A 22,154-nucleotide genomic window follows, 5' to 3' on the forward strand; every position below is an offset into this window, starting at 1 on the left:
AGCCTTGAAGGTTGAGAAATAGATGTGCTTGCCGTTGCGAAGGGTGCGCTCAACCTTCGGGCCGCTCCACTCAGGGGTATGTCCACTGTCTTGCATATGGACGCATGCTGACCTGCTCCCCTCGGCCCGGCAACAAGGGCCTTGAGGCCACGCTTACGATCACTCCTGTTTACCCCTGCTCAAAAATTCAGCAGAGTAGGTCAATAACGTGGCTCAGATTTGGAGTGAAATCCCGCGTTTACTGGCTCACTTGGAGAGTGGAATCAACAAGATGGGTTCACCGCGCGCATACGTTCATCCTCCGGTGTCCGCTTAAAGTCGGATTCAATTGGTGCGCAAGCCTCTCCACCGACTGTCGGCTCCGCCTGGGCCTCGGCGGTTTAGACCGCCGCGATAGGCGCCAAGTCGCCAAAGCGATAGGCCGCCGTCACCCCACTACCATCAGGAAGTTGCAGCCCGAGATGAAACCGCCATCGGGACCATCAGCAAGGCTGTCACGTTGCCCTTTTCGTCCGACGTGCTTGTGACTGGCACACCATGCAAATCTAGGTACGGCAGTGTCCGCCGAATGTCGAGGTCGAACGTGCAGACCGACTACAACCGCGAAAGAGCGGCTCGATACGCCTCAAGCGACGAGATCAAGTCCCGGATTTCCTGAAGTTGGGGCGGACGCATGTGCGCGATCTCATTTCGCACGCGACCAACCCGGCTGCACAGATCCAGTGCGGCACGATCCGCAGTCGTTCGGGGCCTGATCGGGTCGTCACCCCGAGCCATCGAGGCGATGTCGTTGCACTCCAGATCATCGATCGCCGTGCGGAACTCGCGGCCGTTATACGCATTGACCCGGACCTTGAAACCGTTGGTTGACTCCAGGTGCGCGCTCAGAAGCGGATGCAGCTGAGCAATCAGTTGGTGGCGCAGCTGCTCGAACCAGGGCATCAGTGAGTACAACTGGGCGCACCAAGTCCTTCGATTGAGTTCTTGCTCGGCGAGCTTCTGGTGCGGTCCCGTGTGACTGGCCAGGTGCCACAGATACAGCGTGTGGACCTGAGCGTCGCTCGGGACGGTGGTGTTGCTGGCTTGGCGCCAGACGGTATCGCTAACGGCGAGCCTGGACGCCAGTGCGCCCAGGGTGCGCGGCAATTCCAGAAGTTCCTCGTCGCTCATACGTATGAGCCCCTCGGCGAAGTGGGCGTCGAAGCCCGCGAACTCACCCACCAGAGAGCGGGTCAACCGCTTCATGGGGAAACTCAAGACATCTTCTTGGTTGCCGGCACGCCCGGAGAGGGCTATTCGCATCCCAATGTACGCACGCATCTCGTCCACACTGAGCGCACCGTCGAAGAAAGCGACATCGAGGTTGGCATCCCCGAGACTCTTGCTCAGAGTCCGGGAGTCCCACGTTGGATCGTTGTCCACGCGGATGAGAATCAACCGTGTGTTGCCACCCGAGTTGGGCAAGGCCTTGGCGAACTCGGTGAGGTAGGTCCAGGCGGCCTTCAGTGCTTGCGCACCGCGGGGCCTGAGGGCGAAGGTGTGCGGTGAAACCTGTCCGGTGATCTGTTGGTGAGACCGTGTGTTCCATTCCGCGAGCGTCGAAGGGCTGATGTGCTTTCGCCCATCGCCAAGATGTTGTGCGATGTCACAGTCGATCTGCGATGCATCGTGGACACGCAGCATGGCCGGCGGAGCGCCATCGAAGTGGGATTGGGCCAGGGCCCGGTCCGTCAAGAGGTGGTGACCCAGCACCATGCGCTCGGCCAGATGCACGGCCACGGCGCGCTGACGGGTGAAGAGCGACGTCACCTTGTCCATGAACGCGCTGGGGCCCGGCAGCATCCAGAACAGGTTGTTGGCTGAGCCAGGAACTGCGATCTCTGCGTCAACCGCGGGGGGCAAAGCACCTTCGTGTGTCAGCATGCTCACTTGGACTCCTGCTTGTTGGGAGAGATCAGCGCCTTATACAGAACGGGCAGTCGCCAGGTGCCGTCGCCGGCCTCTAGCAGCAGGCCCATCCAACGCATGAAGGTGATCATGGACTGGGGCACGGTCATTTCCTTGTGCCACGAGTCTGTCTTGTTGCGCAACTCGCCGTCCATGAGGACCAAGAGATCCTCAGCCTGGCGGGTCAGTTCTGGGTCGATGGTTTCGGGCCAGCCAATGGCCGTATAGAAGGCCTCGCGCCTGCCACACAGGCGCTGACGGTTGTCTTCGAGTGCCTGCTCAATTTCACGTAACGTCAGCCCCCTGTGCACCAGCTTGTTGATCTCGCCGCCGAAGCCCAGCGTGGCATCGAGGATCTTGGCGCAGGCGTCATGCTGCTCCAGCAGGGTCGGATTCTCGAAGTGCTTGAGGCGGAAGTAGACAGCGTCCTCGGTCCAAGAGGGCACAGGGTCGATACGCCAGTTGCGCTGCGCAACCTTGCTCGACGCGTGTGCCAGGGGGCGGGAGGTGTCGTGTTCATGCAGCATCTGCGCCAGATCCCACGCCTGCTGCGGGTTGGCGATGAAGAGAAGGCGCACGTTGGCCATACGTCGCTGATCGAGCGTGAGCGTCGGTCGCGCCAACGAATTCGCGAAGGCCGCGTATTCGCCGATCTGCTCCTTTTTCCAGGAACGAGGCAGCACGGCAACGATTCGGTCCACGGGGTCGTTGGGACCTAAGCGACGAATTGTGTTGACGTAGGTACGTGCCGTGTCGATGGAGGCAAAGTATTTGACGTCCAGCTGCGAGCCTCGGCCGAACGCCCACGGTTGCTTGAGGCCCTCGATTTCCGACAGGCCACACAGGTGATTGCCCACCATCATCACGAGGTTGCGCTCCTCGTTGTGCAGCAGCTGGCGGACCCAGCCACTGGACATCGGGAATGGCTTGATCTCGTGACCGTTGTTGCGGGTCAGGAACGGCCGGGTCTCACCTGGCGTGCGGTTGCTCGCAGGCTTCTCGCGCTGCAGCTCGTCGATCTTGGTCTCGACGTCTTCGTAGCTGCCCATCATCGTGGCGATGTGGGGGGTGCGCAGCTGGTAGCGACTGCCCTTACGGTCGATGACCGTGAGCTTCTCCATCTCTTCCAGCAAGGCAGGGAAGGCGCCCTCACCGGTCTTGCTGAAGTGGTTCGGGAAGAAGGTATGGCAGAGCTCGCGGATGTCCGTGGCGGCTAGACCCTGCTCGACACCTGCGCCGGTGCCACGGTAGTAGGTATCTGCAAGAATCAGCGCAATGGCCTTGTACCGCTTGTCCAGGTCAAGGTTGTAGCGGAACTTCTCCTGCATCACGCTCAGAAAGTCCTTGTTGCGCTCGACCTTGTCCAGGTCGCTGGCTTCCACAAGTGTGATTGGGGACTTCTGACCACGTTTGTTGTAGAGGTCCTGGATCAGGTTCTTGCAGTAGAGCTGCACGAACGCAGGGTAGAAGTTGCACATGGCCAGGATGCGCATGGGCAGGTCTTCGGAGCCCTTGGGGAACATGAAGCCCAGCGCCGCAAGCGGCTTGGTAATCAGGTCCACCCCCATCAGGATGTCCTGGCCGGACGAGAATGGCTGCAACGCGATCGCGTCCGCCTTGGCCAGTGCGGTGTTGCCTTCGGTGTGCATGCGCGTGAGGTTGTGCAGGCCGGCAATGACGTACCGGATCGTGCAGACGTCGCGCACGTCGTCGCACAGGCCGCGCAGGCTGCTGGCGAATGCACCATCGGCCTCGATGTCTCGGGCCATCACATCGTCGGCCTCGTCGATGAGCAGGTAGCACGCATCGGTGAGCGAGCGGCCAGCCATGATCTCGCTGCGGATGTACTCGCGCATGACGTCCGCCGTCTTAGGCTCGGTCTTGGCTGGGCTGATGAAGCGGTTGTTCACCATGCCGCGGTAGATGCCCGTCCAAGCGAACAGCCGGTGATCGTCGCCGAAGGTCGCGCTGTCGATGCGGGAGTCCAGCGGGATGTAGATCGCGACCTCACCACGGGCGCCATCGGGCGTATGCACGAGGTTCTGGCGCGATTCGAACTGAATGCGATCGAGCAGGGAGCTCTTGCCCAGGCGCCGGCCACCGTAGAGCACGAGCGCCGACTTGTTGTTCTTCAGACGCATCAGCTCCGAGCGGCGACCGAAGAACATCTCGTGGGGTACGGGGCCACCGTAGTCGTCGTACGGGTTGTCATGGAAGGTCAGCAGGCCGACTTCCATCATCTTGGCCAAGCGCTGTTCCGGGTGAACGGCCATATAGGCGACCAGATCGTCGTCGACGATGAGAACCGGGTGGTCCCGCGTGATCGCCGCACGGCGCGCCAGCGGCAGCCGGGTTCGGCCAAGCAGCAGGTTGGGAGTGGTAACGGGCAGCTCTTCGATGACCGAGGCCATGTGCTGGGGCTGCGGGCGGTTACGAAGAATGACGCCGCGCAGGTCGCGTGCGGCCGAGCCGAGGATCGGGGGAACCCAGAAGCCTTGCAGGCGAGCAGCACCGACAAAGGTCTTGGAGCTCAGGTGGAAAGGCGTGCGGCCGTTGTTGCCTGGCTCACTCAGCGCGGTGGGCGCCTCGGCCGTGCCGGTGGCGCGGAGGAAGAAGTCGGCCAGGGGCTCATGCACTTCGCTGATCGTGCGTGCCTCGGTCAAGGTCATCCACGAATCCAGGAAGCTCGCGGCTTCTTCTCGCTGGGCAGCATCGAGCGATGCAGCCCATGCTGGCTTTTCACCCTTGGGCCAGTGCTTGGCGTCATCTGCGCGCAGGGCGTCCCGCAGGGATTCCAGTGGCGTGCGATTGATCGTGAAGCCGGCGAGCTCCTTCTGGAAGACCTCGTAGGCTTCCACCGGGTTGCCCAACTGCAGGCGGATGACTGGCAACTCGTCTTGTTCTAGCAGGGAGAAGCTGTAGCGAGCCACGCGGATGTTGGTCGGCGTGACCTCGCGCAGGCCGGCTTCAATGCGGTCGAGCTGCTCGAGCTTGCGCTCAGCGAGAGCATCGCCGGCGCCAGTCTGCTCGAGCTCAGCCCGATAGGTGCGCATTTCGTTCTGCAGGTTGCGCAGGCTTTCGTGGATGCGGTGCTCCAGCGGAACCAGAATCAGGCTGCGCAGCAGGGCGTGGGCCTGCGGGTAGTCCTCGTAGGGAGCGCCGACAGGGCTGAGGACACCAATGTTGTTGTCCCGATTGGCACGGTCCAGGACTTCGATCACCTTGAGCATGTGGTTCGCTTCAGCCTGGGTCATAGGACCAACAGACAGCGCGTTGGTCACACGCTGGCGGGCGTCGGCCAGGTCTTCGCTGAGCGCAGTCTTCGCCCGGCGATGAGCCGCTTCGTTGGCTGTCTTCATCTGCGACTGCACCTGGGCAGGCTCAGCGCGCAGACGCTGCTCGATGGCCCGTGCCGCCAGGATCTGGTTGTTGCTGCGGTGCATCTCGGCAGCATCGATCAGCAGATCCTCGATGCGCGTCTTCCTAGTGGCTGCTTCGGTCAGCTCATCAACAACGACGCCGACCTGCTCCAGCACGTCCAGAGGATCACGCAATGTGGTCTCCTGGTACTCATCGTCGAGCTTGACGGTCCAGATGGGGTTTAGGGAAGAGTTCATCGGAACCTCCATGAGCAACACCTGGAGATCTTCGGGGACGCTCTGTAGCGGAGCTTGCTCGTTCATGAGTGCGAGCGTCGTCTGCATGATCTGCTCAGCCAGCATGGCGTGCATGTCCAGCACGGCATCTTCCGGCCCTCGCAGCGTTTTGATGTAGTCGCTGGCGGCATGCGTCTTCGAGTGCAGTTTGTCCAGGAACTCGCGCAGCGGCAACGGGATGGCACCGGTAGCGACGTTGTTCAGGCGGGCGACGTGGTCTAGATAGGACTGCAGAAAGTTGATCGTCGCGTGGACGTTCTGTGCCAGCTTCTCAGCGTGAGGGCCTTCCAGGGAGCGCTTGCGACCGGTGCGCTTGCGCAGGTCGCCGAGCGTGCCGGACATCTTCTCCACGTACTTCTGAAGCTCCGGCATCATCTTGCGAAGGGGATCATCCGCGCCGCGCACGACGTGTTGCAGCGCCTTGTGAAGGTGCAGGCCATGGCGATCGTCGAACATCGCACCGTGCATCTCCCAGTATTCCTGGTTCGGCCAGTTGCGGAAAAGGACCGAATCGCTGGGCCAGTTCATCGCGCGATCGCGCATGCGCTGCACCTCAGCTTCCAAGGCCTTCCGGGGTGCCACGCGCGAAGACGAGAGGTTCTCGCGCGTGATGCGAAGGGCCGTCGTGTCCAGGCTCTGCAAGAGTTCACACAGCTCGTGCAGGGGCTTGTGCTCCTGCATGCGAGAGGCGACCCGACTGAGTACTGCCCAGCGGATCTTGGCTTCATGCCCCTCGAAGAGGATGGGTAGAAGGCCTGCACCGAGCACCCCGATGTCCAGAGCGAGGGCCAAGCCATTGTCGGCTCCAGGGACGGACGCGCCCGACTCCAGCCAGCGCATCAGACTCTCATTGATGTTCTGCTCGCCGCCTGGGATCGTCAGACTCGAGAGCGAGTCGAGCATCGACGTCCACGCAGCACCGTGGATCTCGACGACAGGGTGGGGATGAACCGCGCACAGCGCCGCCACGCCCACACGGGTGAGGCGCCAATACTCCGCTTCGGCGGCGCGAATCAGCGGCGCCATACGCTCTTGGGTCAGCAGGGCCTTGGCATCCATCTGCACGTCGACCTCGATGGTCTTGCTGGCAGCAGCGTCCCCCGGCATGTCGTCGCTGACCTCCTCGGCCAAGTCGATTCCTCCCTCCTCGCCGACGGGCATGAGGCCTGGTTGGTGAGCTGCAGCCTTGGCAATCGCTGCCATCGCCTGACGGAAGTCCTCCTTGGACGCATCCGCCTGGGGGCTTGCTTCATCGATGCACAGGACGGTCGCGACGTCGGACTGCTCGGTCGAGGTGAACACCTCAGGGGCGCTGGCGGACTGAGTTTGCGGTTCGGCCGCAGTGACCGCTGCAACAGGGTGCTCCTCGTCACCGCTCAGCACGTTCTCGGGCAGCACCACCAGCGGCTCCTCCAGCGTCGGCATGGGAGTCTCTGCCGGCGCCTCGTGGGCCATCTCATTGGCCTTGACGGGCAGGGGTTGCGAATCGTCGGTGACTTCGGCGGTAGCCACCTCGGCGCGGTGGGCCGTCGCATCAGCTGCGGCCGGCGCATGATGGGCGCCACCGTCGGTGCTCTTTTCGGCGGTGCCTTCGATTACCCCTTCAGAGGCGGTGTCCACGAGTGTGCCGCCGTGCAGAGCCACGATGGCCTGCAGCGCGGTGACCAGGTTGTGGTTATCCTCGCGGGCCGCATCGAGCAACTCCTCCTGCAGCCGGTTGCGCAGCTGCCGGCGGGCCAGGCCGCTGACCTCGGCTAGGCGGGGGTCCGAGCCATCATCCAGTGCCTCGTAGGCATCGTGCTTGGACACCATCTGCGCGGCGTACGACTTCACCTGCTCCAGGTTTTTCCTCAACAGCGCCATGCGCTCGTTGAAGGAATCCTCGTCTAGCGGCGTCAGCCGCTCCATGCACGATGGGGCATCGCCAGCTGCGGTGATCGGCTCGTGGAGCATGTCCTCCGGCACTGAGGCGCACACGGCGTCTAGTTCGGCAAAGAAGACCTCCAGCGCACTTAGGCGGGCCATGCGGATAGCTTCCTGCGCTTGCTGATCGGCTTCGGCCTTCTTGCGCAGCTCCTCCTCCTGCACGGCGGCCTTGTGGCGAATGCTCAGCTGCTGGTAGAGCATGCCGAGGGACTCGCCGTTTTCGACAAAGGCGTTCGAACCAGGATCGAGCTTGTTCACGCACGCAAGCATCATCTGCTTGATGCGGTCCGTAGGCATGTCTGCCAGATCAGGTAGGCCGGAAATCGTCGATTCTGGCTCGCCCTTCGGGGCGAGCAGGTAGAGCGGATGAGCCTGGTCCACCTGAGCATTTGCAGCAGCAACTACAGGGGTGGCATTGGTCATGTTGTCTCCGTGTTCTTGATCGCCGCCTTGGTCCTGGCTGCCTTCCATGCAGTCAGAAGTCGCATCAGCTTCTTGTTCTGCGTGTTCCGTTTGATGGTCCATCTCCTGCCACTTCGGATCCCGCTTGCGGTGGACATTCGTGGGGCGCTGCTTGGCTGTCACTGCATCCACGAGGTCGATGGCAACCTCACAGCAGTCCACCAGGTATCCCAGGGCGCACATGGACTTGGGGCCCAACTTAAGCCCCTTGCTGATGTACTGGTCGACGACAGAGAAGATGTCTTTGATGCCAGTCTCACTGGGCAATTGCGCAGCGCGGATGAAGAGCCATCCCAGGCCTTCGTCATCACCTTTGCAGTCGTCGCGCTTGCACAGCCAATGCGCGAATCCTTCGTAGTCGATGTCGAGCGCATTCTTCGGCGAGTCGAAGTCGTCGTCGTTCTTGATCCTTTCCGCGATCATGTTGGCGTACAGGTCGTTGAAGCGACTGAAGACGCGGGTGCTGCCCTTGAAAATAGCTCCCAGGGACCATGCGCTTTGCGGAATTCGAAGGCGCTGCATGACCCACGGTTTGAAATCACTCGTGGTCGGGGCAGGCTTGTTCGCCTGCCGCAGGCCCATGCTCCCTTGAAGGTTCCAGAACTTCCTGATCGCCTTGTGGTCAGGCCAGGCGTCAGGGGGAACGACCGTGTTGGCGTTGGCGAACCAGGGCAGATCCACCGTCACGCGCAGATTCAGTTTCAGCAGGTCCTCGTAGAGGCGCCTGACCTTGTGCTCGGCCGGGTTGAACAGGATCGGCACATTGATCAGAAGATTGTGGGCTTTTGACAGCAGAGGATCTTCAATCAGCACCTCGTCGACGATGCCGCCTTCAGCCTCGTTTCCTGCGACCGGGACTGATGCATGCGCATGGCTGTCGATGGTGGCCGCGGCGGCGCCACCATCGACTTCGTCAAAAGGGCGAGCACCCCCAGACACGGACTTGTTGCTCAGTTCATTGGGTTGCCCATCGGGACCCGATTCGTTTTGCTTTTCGGTTTCAAGCGGGGTCATCGTCTTCGTGCCTCCTTTGGAGTCCGAGGTTTCGTCAAAGAGCTGCAGCTGCTCTCCGATAGCTCGTCTCACGTCATCGAAATACGGGTCATGGTTGCCTTGCAGCAGCTCGTCAGTAATGCCAGCCAGCACGGCTTCGTTCATTTCAGTCGACGGAATCGTGTCGGGGACTTGGGAGACCTCAGCCACGCTGTTGGCTTCAGCCTCATCGTCTTGGCCGTCCTCGTCCTGGCGCGCCAGATCCGCATAGCGGATCACGTAGTCATCCACCTTGGAGATGAAGAACAGCGGTGCAGGCAGCGCCGTCCAGTCCGGGTAGTGCGCGAAGCGCAGGCGCAGGCCCATCACCAGGCGCACCACCTGATCAGGATCGAGTTCCGCCGGGCCGGTGATGATGGTGCACTCCATCGTCGTCGCCAGGGTTGCGTCGTCGTGCATCGGAGCGAGCTGAACGATGCGAAAGCGCTTGCTCGTGGGTTGGGCGCTGCCCTCGATCTTGCCGTTCTCGCCGGACTCATCGATCGCCTTCATGCGCTCGGTCGTGCGGTAACACGAGAAGCCGCGCAGTAACTGCATGGTGTCCCGGTTGCGCATCACCTGCAGGTAGTGCCGGTTGGAGGTACGACCTGGCTTGACGCGCTCTTGCGCATCCGATGCGATGACCTCGAGAATCTCGTGGGCCGCGGTCAGGTAGCGCTCGGTGTAGACCTCGCCAGTGGCCTCCAGGCCTTGTGGTCGAGACGTCCAGCCCTCGTATAGCTTGGTCGTCAAGGTGCGGATCGTCATGGACGATTCGCGCGTGCTACGCAGGCGCATGAAGGTCATGCCGGGGCATACGATGCTCAGGTCGATGGTGCCGAGCATCATCGAGCCAGGCGGCGATTCGCTCAGCAAATCGTCCCTGACCTGCTGCCACAGGCCGCCCAGCCGCTGCCAGTCCAGCAACACGATGGCACGTTCGTCTTCGCTCTTTAGCTGAGACAACATCGCGCGCGTCTGCGGCTGGAAAGCGTCGCGCAGCCACCGCTCATCGCTGGCGATGTTGCGCTGGCTGCCAAGCCAGCGAAGACCCGTGGCCAGCGGCATCCAATCCGTCGTGGTGTCCTTCTTGCCAAGTCGGCATGCGATCTTGATGTCCACCAGGCCCGTCACCAGGGACAGGCGGCTGTAGAGGATGAACGAGACGTTCTCCTCGCCCGAGAAGCGGCGCGCGCGGGAACGCACGGTCTGGACGCCGCAAACATAGCGCGGCAACTTGTCGGTCGTCTTGCTCAGGCCGAGCGTCTGCTCGACCAAGTCCCTGACGCCCAGCACGACACCCGAGTGGGCCAGGAACACGTCGAGCATCGCGCTCTGGACGCGGTGAACGAAGTGGCCGACGTCGTCCTTGCCTCGCTTTTGCTGGATGGGCAGAACGTGGTGGACGTTGGCGCCGGCGACGCTGCAAGCCGCGTGGATCGCTGCGTAGTAGTTCACCTGGTCTTCTGTGCGCCGGCCAATCATCCGATCGGCGCAGACCATGACGTGGCGAACACCACCGTCCTGGGGCAACTGGGCGAAAGCCTGCGTCCAGCGATTCACCCGGGCATCGAATCGGATCAGACTCTTGGCATCGGACTTTTCCAGCTCGTCCTTCAGGCCGTGCGTGTGCAGCGGCAGAGCCTCGGTGTGGACTTGCACCGCATCACCGAACAGGACATCCGCGCAGGCACGAATGATGGCTTGCTCATTGGGTTCGCCACCGAAGACGAACAGGTGCACCGGCTTGCCAGGGTGCAGCGCCTGCAGGGCCGCCACGTTGGCGGCCCTGCCCACTTCGAGGCGGCCTGCGCGGTCGCTCTCGAGCGTCCGCACGGGGCGTTCGTCGTCCGGGAGGTTGTCATCGCTCAGGGACTGGCCGGCTCGGCCAGGCTCCGAGGCCTCTTCATCGTGCCCGATGTCCGAGGGCTTGAGTGCCTTGTGCGTGTCTTTGGCCGCCGCCTTTTGGCCGATCGCCTTGACGCTACGCCATTCCAGTCGAGAGTCCAGGGTGGCTGGCAGCAACTGCACAACGGTCTCGTGCAGATCATATTCGTCACACTCGAAGACCGTGCGACCGCCCACGCGGTCGAAGACCGTGGTCAGCCGCTGAAAGCCGACCCACCACCCACCGTTGGACGGATCGGGAGCGACTTGCGCCACAGCTTCTTGCAAGGTTTCAGGCAGCATCCCCTTGGCGCGCGCAAGGAACTCCTCGTACTCATCGGAGAAGGCCCAGGCAGGTGCCTTGCCTTCTCCGGCGGCCTGGTTGCCCTTGACCTGGCAGGCGCGGACGGTCAGGAACGGCTTGCCGGGGACCATGATCGTGCAGCCGATGTTGGCAGGCGCATTGGGCTTGCGTCCAGGCATCTCGGACGTCCAGATGCGCTTGACCGGTGTGACCTTCACGAAGAGGTCGCGGCTGTTGGGCATCGTGAACACGCTCAGTCGCGCCGCCATGGAGAACATGTGCTTGGTGTTGCCCATGCGCACGGGCTGCGTGAGCAACTCGACACTGGCAGACGTGTCGGACGGATCGACCACCATGTCCACAGGCGAGAACCCCTCAAAGAGAGTGGCTCCGACGAGTTCTTCGGCCAGGCGGCGCGCGATCAGGTGGTAAGCCGGACGACCGAGCCGAGCGCCGGCAGGCCGGTTGATCAGGGGCTGCTCAGTGGTCCGCACCTGGATGCCGTCGGTGCGAATGGCTTGGGCGAGCCGCTCGGCGGACTCAGCCAGGCCATTTGCCTGCGCCCAAGACTGAAGCACGTCATTGCTCCAGGTCTTCAGGCACTTGCGAATGCGCTCAGCAACTTCTTCTGCCTCCAGTTCCTCGTTGTGCAGCGAAATGGCCGGGCGAGGCTCTTGCAAGCCGAGATGGCGATCGATGACGATAATGCCGTCGAGCGAAAGCGCCATGCTCGCCTTGAGCCGCACGGTGGGCAGGTACTTCTTCTTGGCCGAAGCCAGGGACACCAGATCGCTCAGGGCTTGTCCCAAGTCACCGACGAAAGACACCTCCACCACGCCGACGGTTCGATTGAGCCACTCAGGCCGGATGCGGGCACCCAGGACAACCAGTGAGCGGCGGGCCGGGGACTTGTACTTTCGCACCCATTCGTGGATGTCCTGTGTCGCGGGTGACGCTGAGGCGGGGATGGCCTTGGTTGCTGGGCTCATGTGTTGTGCTGGTGTTCGGTTGGACTGGACGCTCACAAGCCCGTAATGTTGGGGGGCTGCGCAGCACCCTCTTCGTTGACGCCATGAACGGTCGACAGCGGGTTGTAGAAGGTGCGGTAGAGGTTCTCGTAGCAGTCCCGGATGGCCTTGTGCTCGTGCGTCAGGCACTTGCGCAGGATTTCACGCATCATCAGCAGCATCGATGTGCGCGGCGTATCGGTTTGACCGAGCGCAGACATCGGGGCCCATGCCGCATCAACAAAGTAGATGAAGGCGGGACGATCGCCCCGCATTGCGCGGCCAATCGTCTGCAAGATCATGATCATCTGGTCGGCCACGAACTCTTCGGCATAGGGGCCGAGCGATCGCGCGGACTGCTGCATGCGCAGTAGCTGGCGGACCTTGAACGACAGTTCAGAGCGTCGCTCACGCAAGGCATTTAGGGCTTGCTGGAGGCTCGCAAAGCGCTCCCGGTCAAAGCCTTCGGAGTCACGGGCGACGATGCCTTGCAAGAACGACAGGCTGTCGGTTTTGGGGTGCGGCCGAGTCAGGAAGAAGACCGAGCCGAGCATCGCCTGGCCAGCGCGCTGCCCGCCGCGGAACACCACGTTGACCCCGCGGCCGATGGCCGACATAGGGAAGATGAACAGATCCCAGTCCTCGTCGTCGCCCAGGCGCTCGACCTCGGATGCGGTAATCGCGTGCTCTGCGGCCACGCCAAAGTCCGACAGCGCGCCCCCGCGCATCAAGACGCGAACGCGCGAACGCCAGCCGGGATGGTGGCTGCGGATGTGGTCATAGACCAGGCGGCACTGGTCGTATGAGTTGACGACGAAGGCTGCGCGCCGGCGTACGCCGTCCACCACGTCGTTTTGCATGATGGCCGAGTCGACCACGCTCATGTCGCCGTGGGCGAGCAGCTGGTCGACCATGTTCTGCAAGATCGTCTCTCGCTGGCTCAGCCGGGAGCCACTGAAGAAAAGCGTCTTGCGGCTATCCTGCGGGTGCTTGAGAGGCAGGAATTCGTAGCGCGATTTCGACCACCCATCACCGGCGTTGGGGCGGCGCAGCACGTAGTGCGGTCCCTCATGGACGTGGTAACTGGGACTGGACTCGAGCATCGAGGTGGCGCTGGTCATGAGGATGGCGGGACCCGTGCCACCTTCCTTGCCGAGCGACATCATGCGCCGCACCAGCAGGCGCGGCGTACCAGCCACCCCGACATGGGAGATGTCCACGTCGCCCTCGTCGCCGACCGTGTAGCGCACGCCAGAGAGGCGCCCGACCAGCGATTCCGGCACCATGGCCAGAAATTCCCGGGAGGGGCGCGAGTCGAAGACGTCGTCGCCTAGGATGCCCTGGGCATTGAGCAGTCGCAGGTGAGGCGCCAGGCCGAAGTGCTGCAGCACCAGAAGCGAGACATGAGCCAGCAGCCTGGCCAGCTCGAAGAAGCCGACGTCGTCCTTCAGAGGCGTCACACCAGGCGCGCGCCGCAGCTGGGCGACGATGTCGCGCAGCAGGTGGTCTGACGAATCCCGATCCCAGCGGTCCAGGGCCTCGAACAAGTCCTCGGCATACTTCACCAGCGCCTGCGGATCGGTACCGCTCATCTCGGCGAGCTTGGCGATCTGCTCTTGCCCGCCAAACCAGTGAGCGCCTTCAGCGCGGTCGGTGCCCTGGCTCGCATCTTCATTGCCAGCGTCGTCATCGTCGTCAAGGAACGTGTTGCCGGAGCGGTAGGCCGCGCGCTTAGCCACCTCCAGCCAGACTGTCTCGACGACCGAGAGGGCTTTGCGATGGCGTTCGCGGCGGGCCTCCCGCTGCTCGTTGGTCTCCTGCAGTTCCTGGTCCCAGTCGCCTTCCTCGCGCACGTCCGGGTACATCTCGGCCAGCAGCGACACCCCCGTGAGCAGCTTGTTGGCCATGTCCTTACGGAACTTCTCGGGCGCATGGATGATGGCCGCAGTCAATCGCTCAGCCGCCACACCGTAGCGGCCGGACATGGCCATGATGCCGGGGATGTTCGCGCCGGCGACGAAGGCGTTGTTGCCCTGCGCGGCCGGAGCGTGCAGATCCATCAGGAGCCGGTTCCAGACCGAATCCGCGTCGCCGGAGAGCTTGAGCAAGGGCGTGCCGCGGGCATCAAGGTTCTGCTGTGCGCCATCGCATTCGTCAACCACGATGAGGTCGAAGGTTCGCGCCAGCAGCTCGAACTGGCGCATCTTGACCGAGGAGAACAGCGGGGAGACCTCGCGATCGGTTGACAGGACGTGCCCAGCCCAGATGTTGGCGGAGGTCAGTGCCCGTTCGGCATGCTGCCTGCCACACACCGACGACAGCGCGCACTGGCGCATGCGCGCCCGGGTGGCCTTGCGGGCCTTGGCCGAATCCGTCGTGGCGTCCGTCGCGCGCTGCGTGACCTCGCTGCACGGCGGGTGCTCATGAGGGAAGGGGACATCCTCATCACTCGCATACCCGGCCAGCGCGCAGTTGGTGGCGAAGAAGTCGGCTGTGCTCCGGCTAACGCCGAAGCCGCGGTTGTCCTGGCCGACGGCCGAGGCGAAGTTCGCCACATGCTTATTCCTCGAGCGATCGCTCTGCCCGAACAGCAGGGCGGCCTCGATCTCGTAGAGCGAGAGCTTCTCCACGAAGGCGCTGGAGACCTCAATGGAGGGGAAGAAGAAGCACACGCGGTAGCCGCGCTCATGGATCCAGGCTGCCAGCAGGTACAGCAGGGTCGTCTTGCCGGCGCCCGGCAAGCCGATCAGGTGCTTGATTCCCACCAGCTCGATGGTGGAAGTCGCTACAAGCCCCCCCTCGGTGGCCATCATCAGCTCGGCAATGGGCTGGCCATCTTCGGTGTGCAGGCGCCGCCACCACTGCCGCTGACCCGGCGACTGGCGGCCGGCTTCGACGTCCATCGTGTCGAACCGATCGGCCCACTGCGCCAGGTCCGACCAGCGGACTTCACCGGGCGCCTTGCCGCAGGTGCTGGTCTGCACCATAGGCGGCGCAGGCGGCATGAAGCCCAGGGGCTCTACCCAGGCCTCGAACCGGGTGCGCTCGTGGCGCACCGTGGCCGTCAGCATGGGGTCTTGCATCAGGCGCTGGCCACGCTGGCGCACGGGCAAGGCGGCCGTCAGGCTCTGCATCGCACGGCGAACGTCATCGGGCATGACGTGAGTCCACGTCTTGCACACGTTCAGCCGCTCATCGATCTGGAAGCGTGCGGTGATTCCGTCGACCTGATCGCCATCTTCTTCATCGAGCGCGCCGGCGTGTTGGGGCAGGCGATCGGAGCCCGTAGGCTCCTCGTCATCCGGCCCATCCGACCACAAGCTGGTGTGGGACGCCGGCCGATCGGCGTGAGCCTGTCGCAGCTGCCGTCGGCGGGCATGGTGGGCCTGGTAGTTCTGCACCATCAGGCGCACATCCGACTCGGTGATGGGGGCGATTTGGTCCAGGCGCAAGTTGCGAACCGCTGTCGCGACATTCAGTGGCAACGTCGAGAGCACCGAATCGAAACCAGTCATGAGGGCGGGCAGATCGCGCAGGTTGTCTTTGCCAAGCAGTTCAGTGGCGAGAAGACAGAGGAAATTCAGGGTGTTCGGACCGCGGTAGGGTTGGAGATGTTCACGCACGGGTTTCTCCAGGCCGGTTCTTGTGCAGTGCCACCGCGCGATCGAGCGCCTGACTTGTTGTAAGTGCCTGGATGGGTCCGCCACCCAGGGCGCCGCGCAACCGGTCCATATAGCCCGGCGTGGAGTTGGCGAGCCAGTCCGGGACGACCAGCCAGCGCTGGGCGTAGTGCGCCAGGCCGCCCGGTTTCTTATTCAGGCGCCGGCCCAGGAGCTCAGGGCTGGCGTAGGCCTTCAGATCCAGCCCGATGTCAGACCGCGCGCCCAGGTCGATGTCCACCCGGTCACGGTGAGGGTAGAGGCGGGGTGCAAGCCCCTGCGCCTTCAAGGCGTCGAACAGGCGGATCTCGTCGATGCCGGGCTCGAGCCAGTATTGGCGCAAGCCGCGGGTGAGACGGAAGTGCTCCTCTTCACTGGCTTCGAAGAACCGCGGCACGGTGGGCTCGTTCTGAACGCATGCGGCCGTCGTGCACAGCCAGCCGGCCCCGCCGGCGTGCGACTTGGCCAGGTTGCCGCAGTGCGCGCACAAGGCGACGCCATCCGAGCCATCCAGGCGCGCCGACAGAGGCTCGTAGAAGCCCGTGCGGATACGGTTGGCTACGGCAGACGGGACATCCTCGAGCATGGCTTCCAGCTTATGCAGGCGCACCACCGGGTGACGCACCACGAAGTCGCGCACCGTGGTGTAGACCGACTCGGCATGGGCCGCCGGCAGCTTGCCAAGGGATTCCTTGAAGTCGCCGAATAGTTGCTCTTCCACGAGGCTGGACAGGCCCGCCACGTCTTCAGCTAGACCTTCCGCTTCGAGCGTGGGCATCAGCTGTTCTGGGTCGATCAGGCGCACCGTCCCCAGACCCTCATCCAGCACCTCCGGCAGTGGCAGCCAGTCGCCAAAGGGCTGCGTGCACAGCACCAGCAGATTGTGGATCTCGGCGGTGGTGTCGGGCAGGCCCAGCGTCAAGCGGGCGCGCGAGACCAGTGCTATCGTGCGGCGATCCTCGGCCGACAGCCCCACCCGGGTGCCAGGGCGACGGGTGACGCCAGAGACGACCACGCCCATGCCCTCGTTGTGCAACTGGGCCGCCGTACGCACCACCAGCGCAGCCAGGGCCGGGGCGACCAGACCGAGCAGGGGAGATCGCTCGACGCTGACATTGGCGTCGGCGCCGAAAGCCATGCTGCCGCGCGCCTGGACCCCCGCCTTGACCTGATCGAGCAGGGACTCGATCTGGCGCCGCACAGGCTTAGGCATCGCTCGGTGGTCGGGCGAGTTCTCCGGCATGCGGTAAGTCTTGAGCGCCCGGTGCTCGATCTCGGCCAGTTCAGCCATGCGGTCCCAGGTCAGCCTCTTGTGAACGCGCGAGAGGATGGCCTTGGCCTGCGACAGGAACTCCCTTTGGCTGCCCCAGGGCGTCCAGTCGCCGGCTGGCGGAGTCACGCGTGGCGTATCGCGGCGCCCGGGCTGGTCAGAGGGGGCGGTCAGACTTGTCATTATTCTCCCTAAAGGATACGCAATGCGTACCTTTTTCGGCATTCTTGCAGTTCAAAGCTGCGGGCGCAAGCCCTGAGGCTTCATCGCCCATCTGCTTCCCAAAGGCCGAGCCCAGGACGTGGCCGCGAGCTACAACCGGGTCAGCAAGTCCAACATCGCTGTGCTCATCCTTGCCCTTGGCGCAGAGACCGCCGGCACCCTGCGCTTCCCTTAGTGGGGGGCAGTTGGGTTCTCATCAGCCGCCGAGCCTGTGCTGCACGAGCTGGATGAGCCCATCGCGCAGCGCGAAGAGGTGCCGCGGACTGTCTGGGACGGCAAGGTCCGCATGTCGATTGCAGGCCTGCAGGACAAGCTCGCGATCTACATGTTTGCCAATGCCATCAATCTCAAGGTGGTGCTGTTCTTCCTGTTGTTACTGCCGCAGTTCGTGGTTTCCGGCCAGGGCGGAGTTGCCTTCCAACGCTGCGTACTGGGCATGGTCCTTCCCGTTCAGGCGGCGCTCTTGTTCGCTATCTTGGCTTGGTTCGAGGGCGCAATCGGTGGCCGGCTGACGTGCACTCCGAGAGCCAACACTTGGCTCAATCGCGTCGCTGGCGCTGTGTTCGTGGCCCTTGGCGTTCGGATGAGCCGCACTTCACTGGGCACCGATCGCGAAGAACTGGAGGCAGTCCGGCCCCCCGCGCACTGCTGCAAGAAGTCGCAGCCTCCGCACGAGCCGCAGGGAGCCGCCTGGAAGACCACGTGGTGCAGCCTTGCCGATGATCCTGCGACTTGGAGTGTCAGATGGCCTGCTGTCGGATGAGCCTAGAGAAGTGGAAACGCAGCCAGCCTTTGAGGTGCTCCGCTCCCCCTGGCGAATCGAACACAAAGGTGAACGCATGAAGGCCGCTGTAGCTGAAGTGGCGGGCGAGTCGTAAGCAACGGGAGGTCGGATCAAGGGCTTCGGCGGCGCTCAGGCGGTTGAATTGCAGCGCTGGCGCGTTGCCCTCGACGATTGTTAGTGCCGCATGCACGCCATCGTTGGATGCCACTATCGATGCGATGCGCCTTGGCTTTACCCTGCGGCCATGGCCATAGAAAAGCACCTGTTCGCTGATGACCCCGTCGTCGTCGGCCAGCAAGGTGGGCGGTATCGTCCAATCGTCTTCATCTTGCACTTGCAGAAGGTGCGTCTCGATCCCATCGATTTCTTCCAACACGGAAATCACAAGACGAAGGAAATCGGGAGCTTCAGCTCGGGCCTTGGCCTTCACATCAACCAGGCTGACAGGGCGGATGCGCCGCTGCGATCCCGGCAATCCAACAGCCATGTCGTTCACGGCAGGTGCCGAGCCGGCATGGGCAACTGGCGGCGACGCGTTCGGAGTCTGCCGCTCAGCTTGGATGAACTTGTGGTCGAGATCGGGAAACCGTCGGCGCCCGGTGACCGCCCGCGTTGCCGGTGCAAGAGTCGATGACGCATCGTGTTCTTGCAGCGTGGATGTTTTGGGTTGGGCTGCTGCCCGCTGGGGACGGCTTCCTTCCGCCGTAGAGGTGCCAGGGCAACTCCTGGCCATGGCTTGGGAAGTACTGCGGCTTTGCCTGAAATGGAGCGACTGGAAAGGAAACGGGTGGGAGCAGCTGCGCAGCTGGTAGACGAGAAAGGTGGCCTGTTCCGTGTCACCCTGCGGTAGCCATTTGCCCACCACTTGAAGGGTGGACTCGCCCTCGAACGGAAAGATGGCCTGAGGGTAGATGTCGCGACCGGCGATTGAAGCCTTGAGGCAAGAAGACGCCACCAATGCCGCGGCCCGCCAGGCAACATCGCTGCCGGCGATGCGTGCTACGTCCTCGGCACTGGCTTTGGGGATGCGTTCGGCGAGTTCCAGGCTCATGTGCCCGCGCTGAGAGATGTGGGCCTTGCCATGCAGGCTGCTCCTGGCCAGCGGCGGTGCGAACAGGCGTGAGATCAGCTCGCTCGATGACCCGAAATAGAAGCGCACCAGTTCCATGCACGGCACGACCATGAACCTGTCGTCGGGCAGTGCAACCCGCACGCAATACGAGTGGGTGTTGTTGATATGCCAAGGATGCTGGGCCAGCGGCAAAAGAAATTTGCCGTCGTCAAAGCTCAAGCCTGCCTTGACGAGGCTGACATGGTCGCGGTCGATCGTGATGCCCTCGAAGGTCGCTTCTTCGTAGGCGGGGCGTGCGACCAGGGTCTGGTCTTGCCAAAGATCCCCGATGCGCAACAGCAGTGTGGTGCCCACGCTGACCCATCGCTTGACCTGTTGGCTCGCAGGGCGCGTGCTGTCCGGCTGCAGCAGGACGGAGGTGTTTTCGACGGGGGAGGGTGCGACTACCTTGGAAAGGTAGACCAGAACCGATGGGTGCCGCCGGCGGGTCAGCCTCTCGGGGAAGGCGATGGGACCGAACCAGTCGATGCGCCAAATGTCCTTGCCCTTCGGGAAGGAGGCGATGCGTAGGGGGGTAGCGCTGGGCTCCACTAGGCGGAGAGGCTACTGCTCTTTCAAGCAGCGCCCGAGAGGTTGAAGCAGTCGATTTTTTCGCATCACTTCGCTATTTTCTCGACTACTTCGATATTTTCTCATTTACTTCGAGTCATTGTCAAGCACCCGGCAGATGGGCTCGACCCCGTAGTCATCACGGTGGCGGTCGATGTAGGCCTTCACGATTTGAGTCGGCGGTCGAGCTCCGCCTGCGCGAAAAACGCGCTGGCCGTCTTCAGGATGTCGTTGGCCCGGCGCAATTCTTTGACCTCACGCTCCAGTTCCTTGATGCGCTGCGCATCCGAGGTGGTGGTGCCGGGGCGCTGGCCGCTGTCGACATCGGCCTTCTTGACCCAGTCGTTCAAGGTCTGCGGCGCGCAGCCAATCTTGGGTGCAATCGATTCAATGGCTGCCCACAGCGACGGGTAGTCGGCTCGGTGCTCCTGCACCATGCGCACGGCGCGCTCGCGCACTTCCGGGGAGAACTTCGGTGACTTGTTCATAGCTCCATCTTCTCAAGTGTTGGAGCCTCCTCAAAACCCGGGGCGGTTCAGGAGAGCGCCTGCAAGAAGCGCAGTGATGGAACCTTGGTCAAACCGGGTTGGGGAATTCCGATGAATCGCCAGTACCTTGAGTACATCCCGGAGATAGGAACCCCAGCCGCGAACAGCCATCATGGGCTGCAGCACCGTATGCGTCCGGTGAAGTCATCTTGAGATCGCAAGCGTGAGCCGTAAGGATAGTGTCCACCGAGGAGACAAGTGGACACTATGCAAAGCAGGCCAACGAGGCGCACGCGCCGATATCACGCACCTGATCTCAAGCGGGAGGTTGTCGCTGCGTGCCAGCAGCCTGGCGCGTCAGTGGCCGGGGTGGCACTGCCGCATGGCCTCAATGCCAACCTGGTTCGCCGCTGGATGAGGGAAGCGTCCCAAGGAGGTGGCGCGCTCACCGTGACGGTCGCTGAGCCCGCAGGTTTCGTGTGCGTGGAGATGCCCACCGCCAGCCTGAGTCCAGTGGCTGTGACCGTAGCCCATCCGACTGGAACTGCGCCGTTGTGCCAGCAGCGTGATTCTGCAGTGGCCGGCATCCGCAGCAGCCGAGTGCGGAGCCTGGTTGCGCGACTGGCTTGCCGATACGCTGCACAGTTGGATGCTGGCGCAGCGCAGCCAGGTGGCCCACGGAGGGGCCACGGCCAGAGCCCTGGACTACAGCCTCAAGCGATGGCAGGCGCTGACACGCTTCATCGACGACGGAAGGCTGCCCATCGACAACAATTGGATCGAGAACCAGATCCGGCCCATTGCCATTGCGCACAAGAACTGGTTGTTTGCGGGCTCGCTGCTGGCAGGCCAGCGTGCGGCCACCATCATGAGTCTGATCCAGTCAGCCAAGCTCAATGGCCACGATCCGCACGCCTATCTGCGCGACATGCTGCAACGCCTGCCTACGCACAAGGTAAGTCAGATCGGCGAGTTGCTGCCGCATCGCTGGGTGCCCGCGGTAAGCTGAATCCGGCGTGTTGACTGCGCGTCAACATGTGTTCGCCGGACGCGTACGCAGCACCGTCTGCACTGACAGCCCGGATGTAAAGCAACAAACCCGTCGAACCATCTCGACGTAGAAACTGGCTCTTCTTGGGCGGACCATGTAGGCAATTTAAAGTGATCGCCTGGCGAGCTCTGGGAGAGCAAAGGCCAGGTGAGTCCGTGAGTGAGATGCTGATCAAGGTCGGGGAAAAACGCTTTGAATCGGTGGAGGCTGTGCCTACATCTTGGCCGAGACCCGATGGGTGGCGCGCTCACTGGGCTTCAAACCTGGAATACGGGCGCGGTTCAAGATCATTCGGTCGGGAAACAGCCGCGGAAAGGTGAGTGTTAACTGGGATAAGTGCCTCTTTGATACCAAAGGTGAGTCGTTGCAGGGAATCGATGTCTGCATGTACTCGTTGAACATCGTTGCGTGCACTGCCTAAGCACCTCATGGCGTGCGTATGGCGACGAAGCAAGGGTTAATGCTCCATCGGCTCTTTCTAAGGCTCCCCAAGAGCTCTTAGCCTCAATTAAGGTGAGTTGCTACAGGGACTTTCTTGGCAAGACTAGTTAAGGTGAGTTTTTGCGGGGACCACAGCGTGCCTAAATTAGGGCCATGATGGGACTTGCGAAGTTTTGCGTCCACAGTAGGGCGTGTCCGAATTTTTGTGTAAACGGGTCGGACTTCAATTGACGGAGATGCGGTCTCCGAACTGAATGGTAAAGCGGGTCAGCGCGGCCTTCCAATCCCGGATGGGCAGGGTCCACTTCTGGCTGATGTTGCGCAGGGCCAGGTAGAA

Annotated in this window: 7 protein-coding genes, 3 pseudogenes and 1 other annotated feature; of the genes and pseudogenes, 4 read left to right on the top strand and 6 right to left on the bottom strand. The window is 62.8% G+C overall.

Annotated features, from left to right (window positions below):
- Positions 1 to 594 precede the first annotated feature (594 nt).
- From BN2503_RS16290 to BN2503_RS16305, 4 genes are read right to left on the bottom strand one after another with little or no spacing between them, the layout of a single operon-like run.
- On the bottom strand, positions 595 to 1,923 hold the full coding sequence (locus tag BN2503_RS16290) for a hypothetical protein (RefSeq protein ID WP_054257692.1): 1,329 nt from the start codon (positions 1,921 to 1,923) through the stop codon (positions 595 to 597).
- Between the two features lie 2 nt (positions 1,924 to 1,925).
- A complete protein-coding gene (locus BN2503_RS16295; protein WP_082366646.1) occupies positions 1,926 to 12,203 on the bottom strand; it encodes an RNaseH domain-containing protein in 10,278 nt (3,425 codons plus the stop codon).
- 32 nt (positions 12,204 to 12,235) lie between these two features.
- Positions 12,236 to 15,844 carry a nucleoside/nucleotide kinase family protein gene (locus BN2503_RS16300; protein ID WP_139235507.1) on the bottom strand — a complete coding sequence of 1,203 codons (3,609 nt, stop codon included), beginning with the start codon at positions 15,842 to 15,844 and terminating at the stop codon, positions 12,236 to 12,238.
- Complete coding sequence (locus BN2503_RS16305; protein WP_054257695.1) at positions 15,837 to 17,333, bottom strand: restriction endonuclease-related protein; 1,497 nt, start codon at positions 17,331 to 17,333, stop codon at positions 15,837 to 15,839. The genes BN2503_RS16300 and BN2503_RS16305 overlap by 8 nt, the downstream gene beginning before the upstream one ends.
- An 82-nt stretch (positions 17,334 to 17,415) precedes the next feature.
- Here BN2503_RS16305 and BN2503_RS21380 point away from each other — a divergent pair, with 82 nt between their 5' ends.
- On the top strand, positions 17,416 to 17,547 hold the full coding sequence (locus BN2503_RS21380; protein ID WP_353611900.1) for a hypothetical protein: 132 nt from the start codon (positions 17,416 to 17,418) through the stop codon (positions 17,545 to 17,547).
- Positions 17,548 to 17,583: 36 nt separating this feature from the next.
- The gene (locus BN2503_RS16310) at positions 17,584 to 18,135 is read left to right on the top strand and encodes a hypothetical protein (RefSeq protein WP_054257696.1); all 552 of its coding nucleotides are present in this window, start codon (positions 17,584 to 17,586) and stop codon (positions 18,133 to 18,135) included.
- On the opposite strand, the gene BN2503_RS16315 is transcribed toward BN2503_RS16310, so the two are convergent.
- Positions 18,113 to 19,819, bottom strand: a complete 1,707-nt coding sequence (locus BN2503_RS16315) for a hypothetical protein (protein WP_054257697.1) — start codon at positions 19,817 to 19,819, stop codon at positions 18,113 to 18,115. The genes BN2503_RS16310 and BN2503_RS16315 overlap by 23 nt on opposite strands.
- Positions 19,820 to 19,930: 111 nt before the next feature.
- Positions 19,931 to 20,047, bottom strand: a sequence feature (AL1L pseudoknot).
- Positions 19,943 to 20,325, bottom strand: a pseudogene (locus BN2503_RS16320) (transposase); the annotation flags it as partial. It overlaps the preceding feature by 105 nt.
- Before the next feature lie 267 nt (positions 20,326 to 20,592).
- Between BN2503_RS16320 and BN2503_RS19600 the strand changes: the two are divergent.
- Together BN2503_RS19600 and BN2503_RS16325 are read left to right on the top strand one after the other, a co-directional pair.
- Positions 20,593 to 20,757, top strand: a pseudogene (locus tag BN2503_RS19600) (transposase); the annotation flags it as partial.
- Positions 20,758 to 20,962: 205 nt separating this feature from the next.
- Positions 20,963 to 21,334: pseudogene (locus BN2503_RS16325) on the top strand (IS66 family transposase); the annotation flags it as partial.
- Between the last annotated feature and the right edge of the window lie 820 nt (positions 21,335 to 22,154).

This window comes from Paenacidovorax caeni, assembly GCF_001298675.1.
Lineage (GTDB): Bacteria > Pseudomonadota > Gammaproteobacteria > Burkholderiales > Burkholderiaceae_C > Paenacidovorax > Paenacidovorax caeni.

What these genes read in the sequence shown, in the direction of transcription:
- BN2503_RS16290 (WP_054257692.1), bottom strand. Translation starts at nt 1,923, where the DNA reads ATGCTGACACACGAAGGTGCTTTGCCCCCCGCGGTTGACGCAGAGATC.
- BN2503_RS16295 (WP_082366646.1), bottom strand. Translation starts at nt 12,203, where the DNA reads ATGAGCCCAGCAACCAAGGCCATCCCCGCCTCAGCGTCACCCGCGACA.
- BN2503_RS16305 (WP_054257695.1), bottom strand. Translation starts at nt 17,333, where the DNA reads ATGACAAGTCTGACCGCCCCCTCTGACCAGCCCGGGCGCCGCGATACG.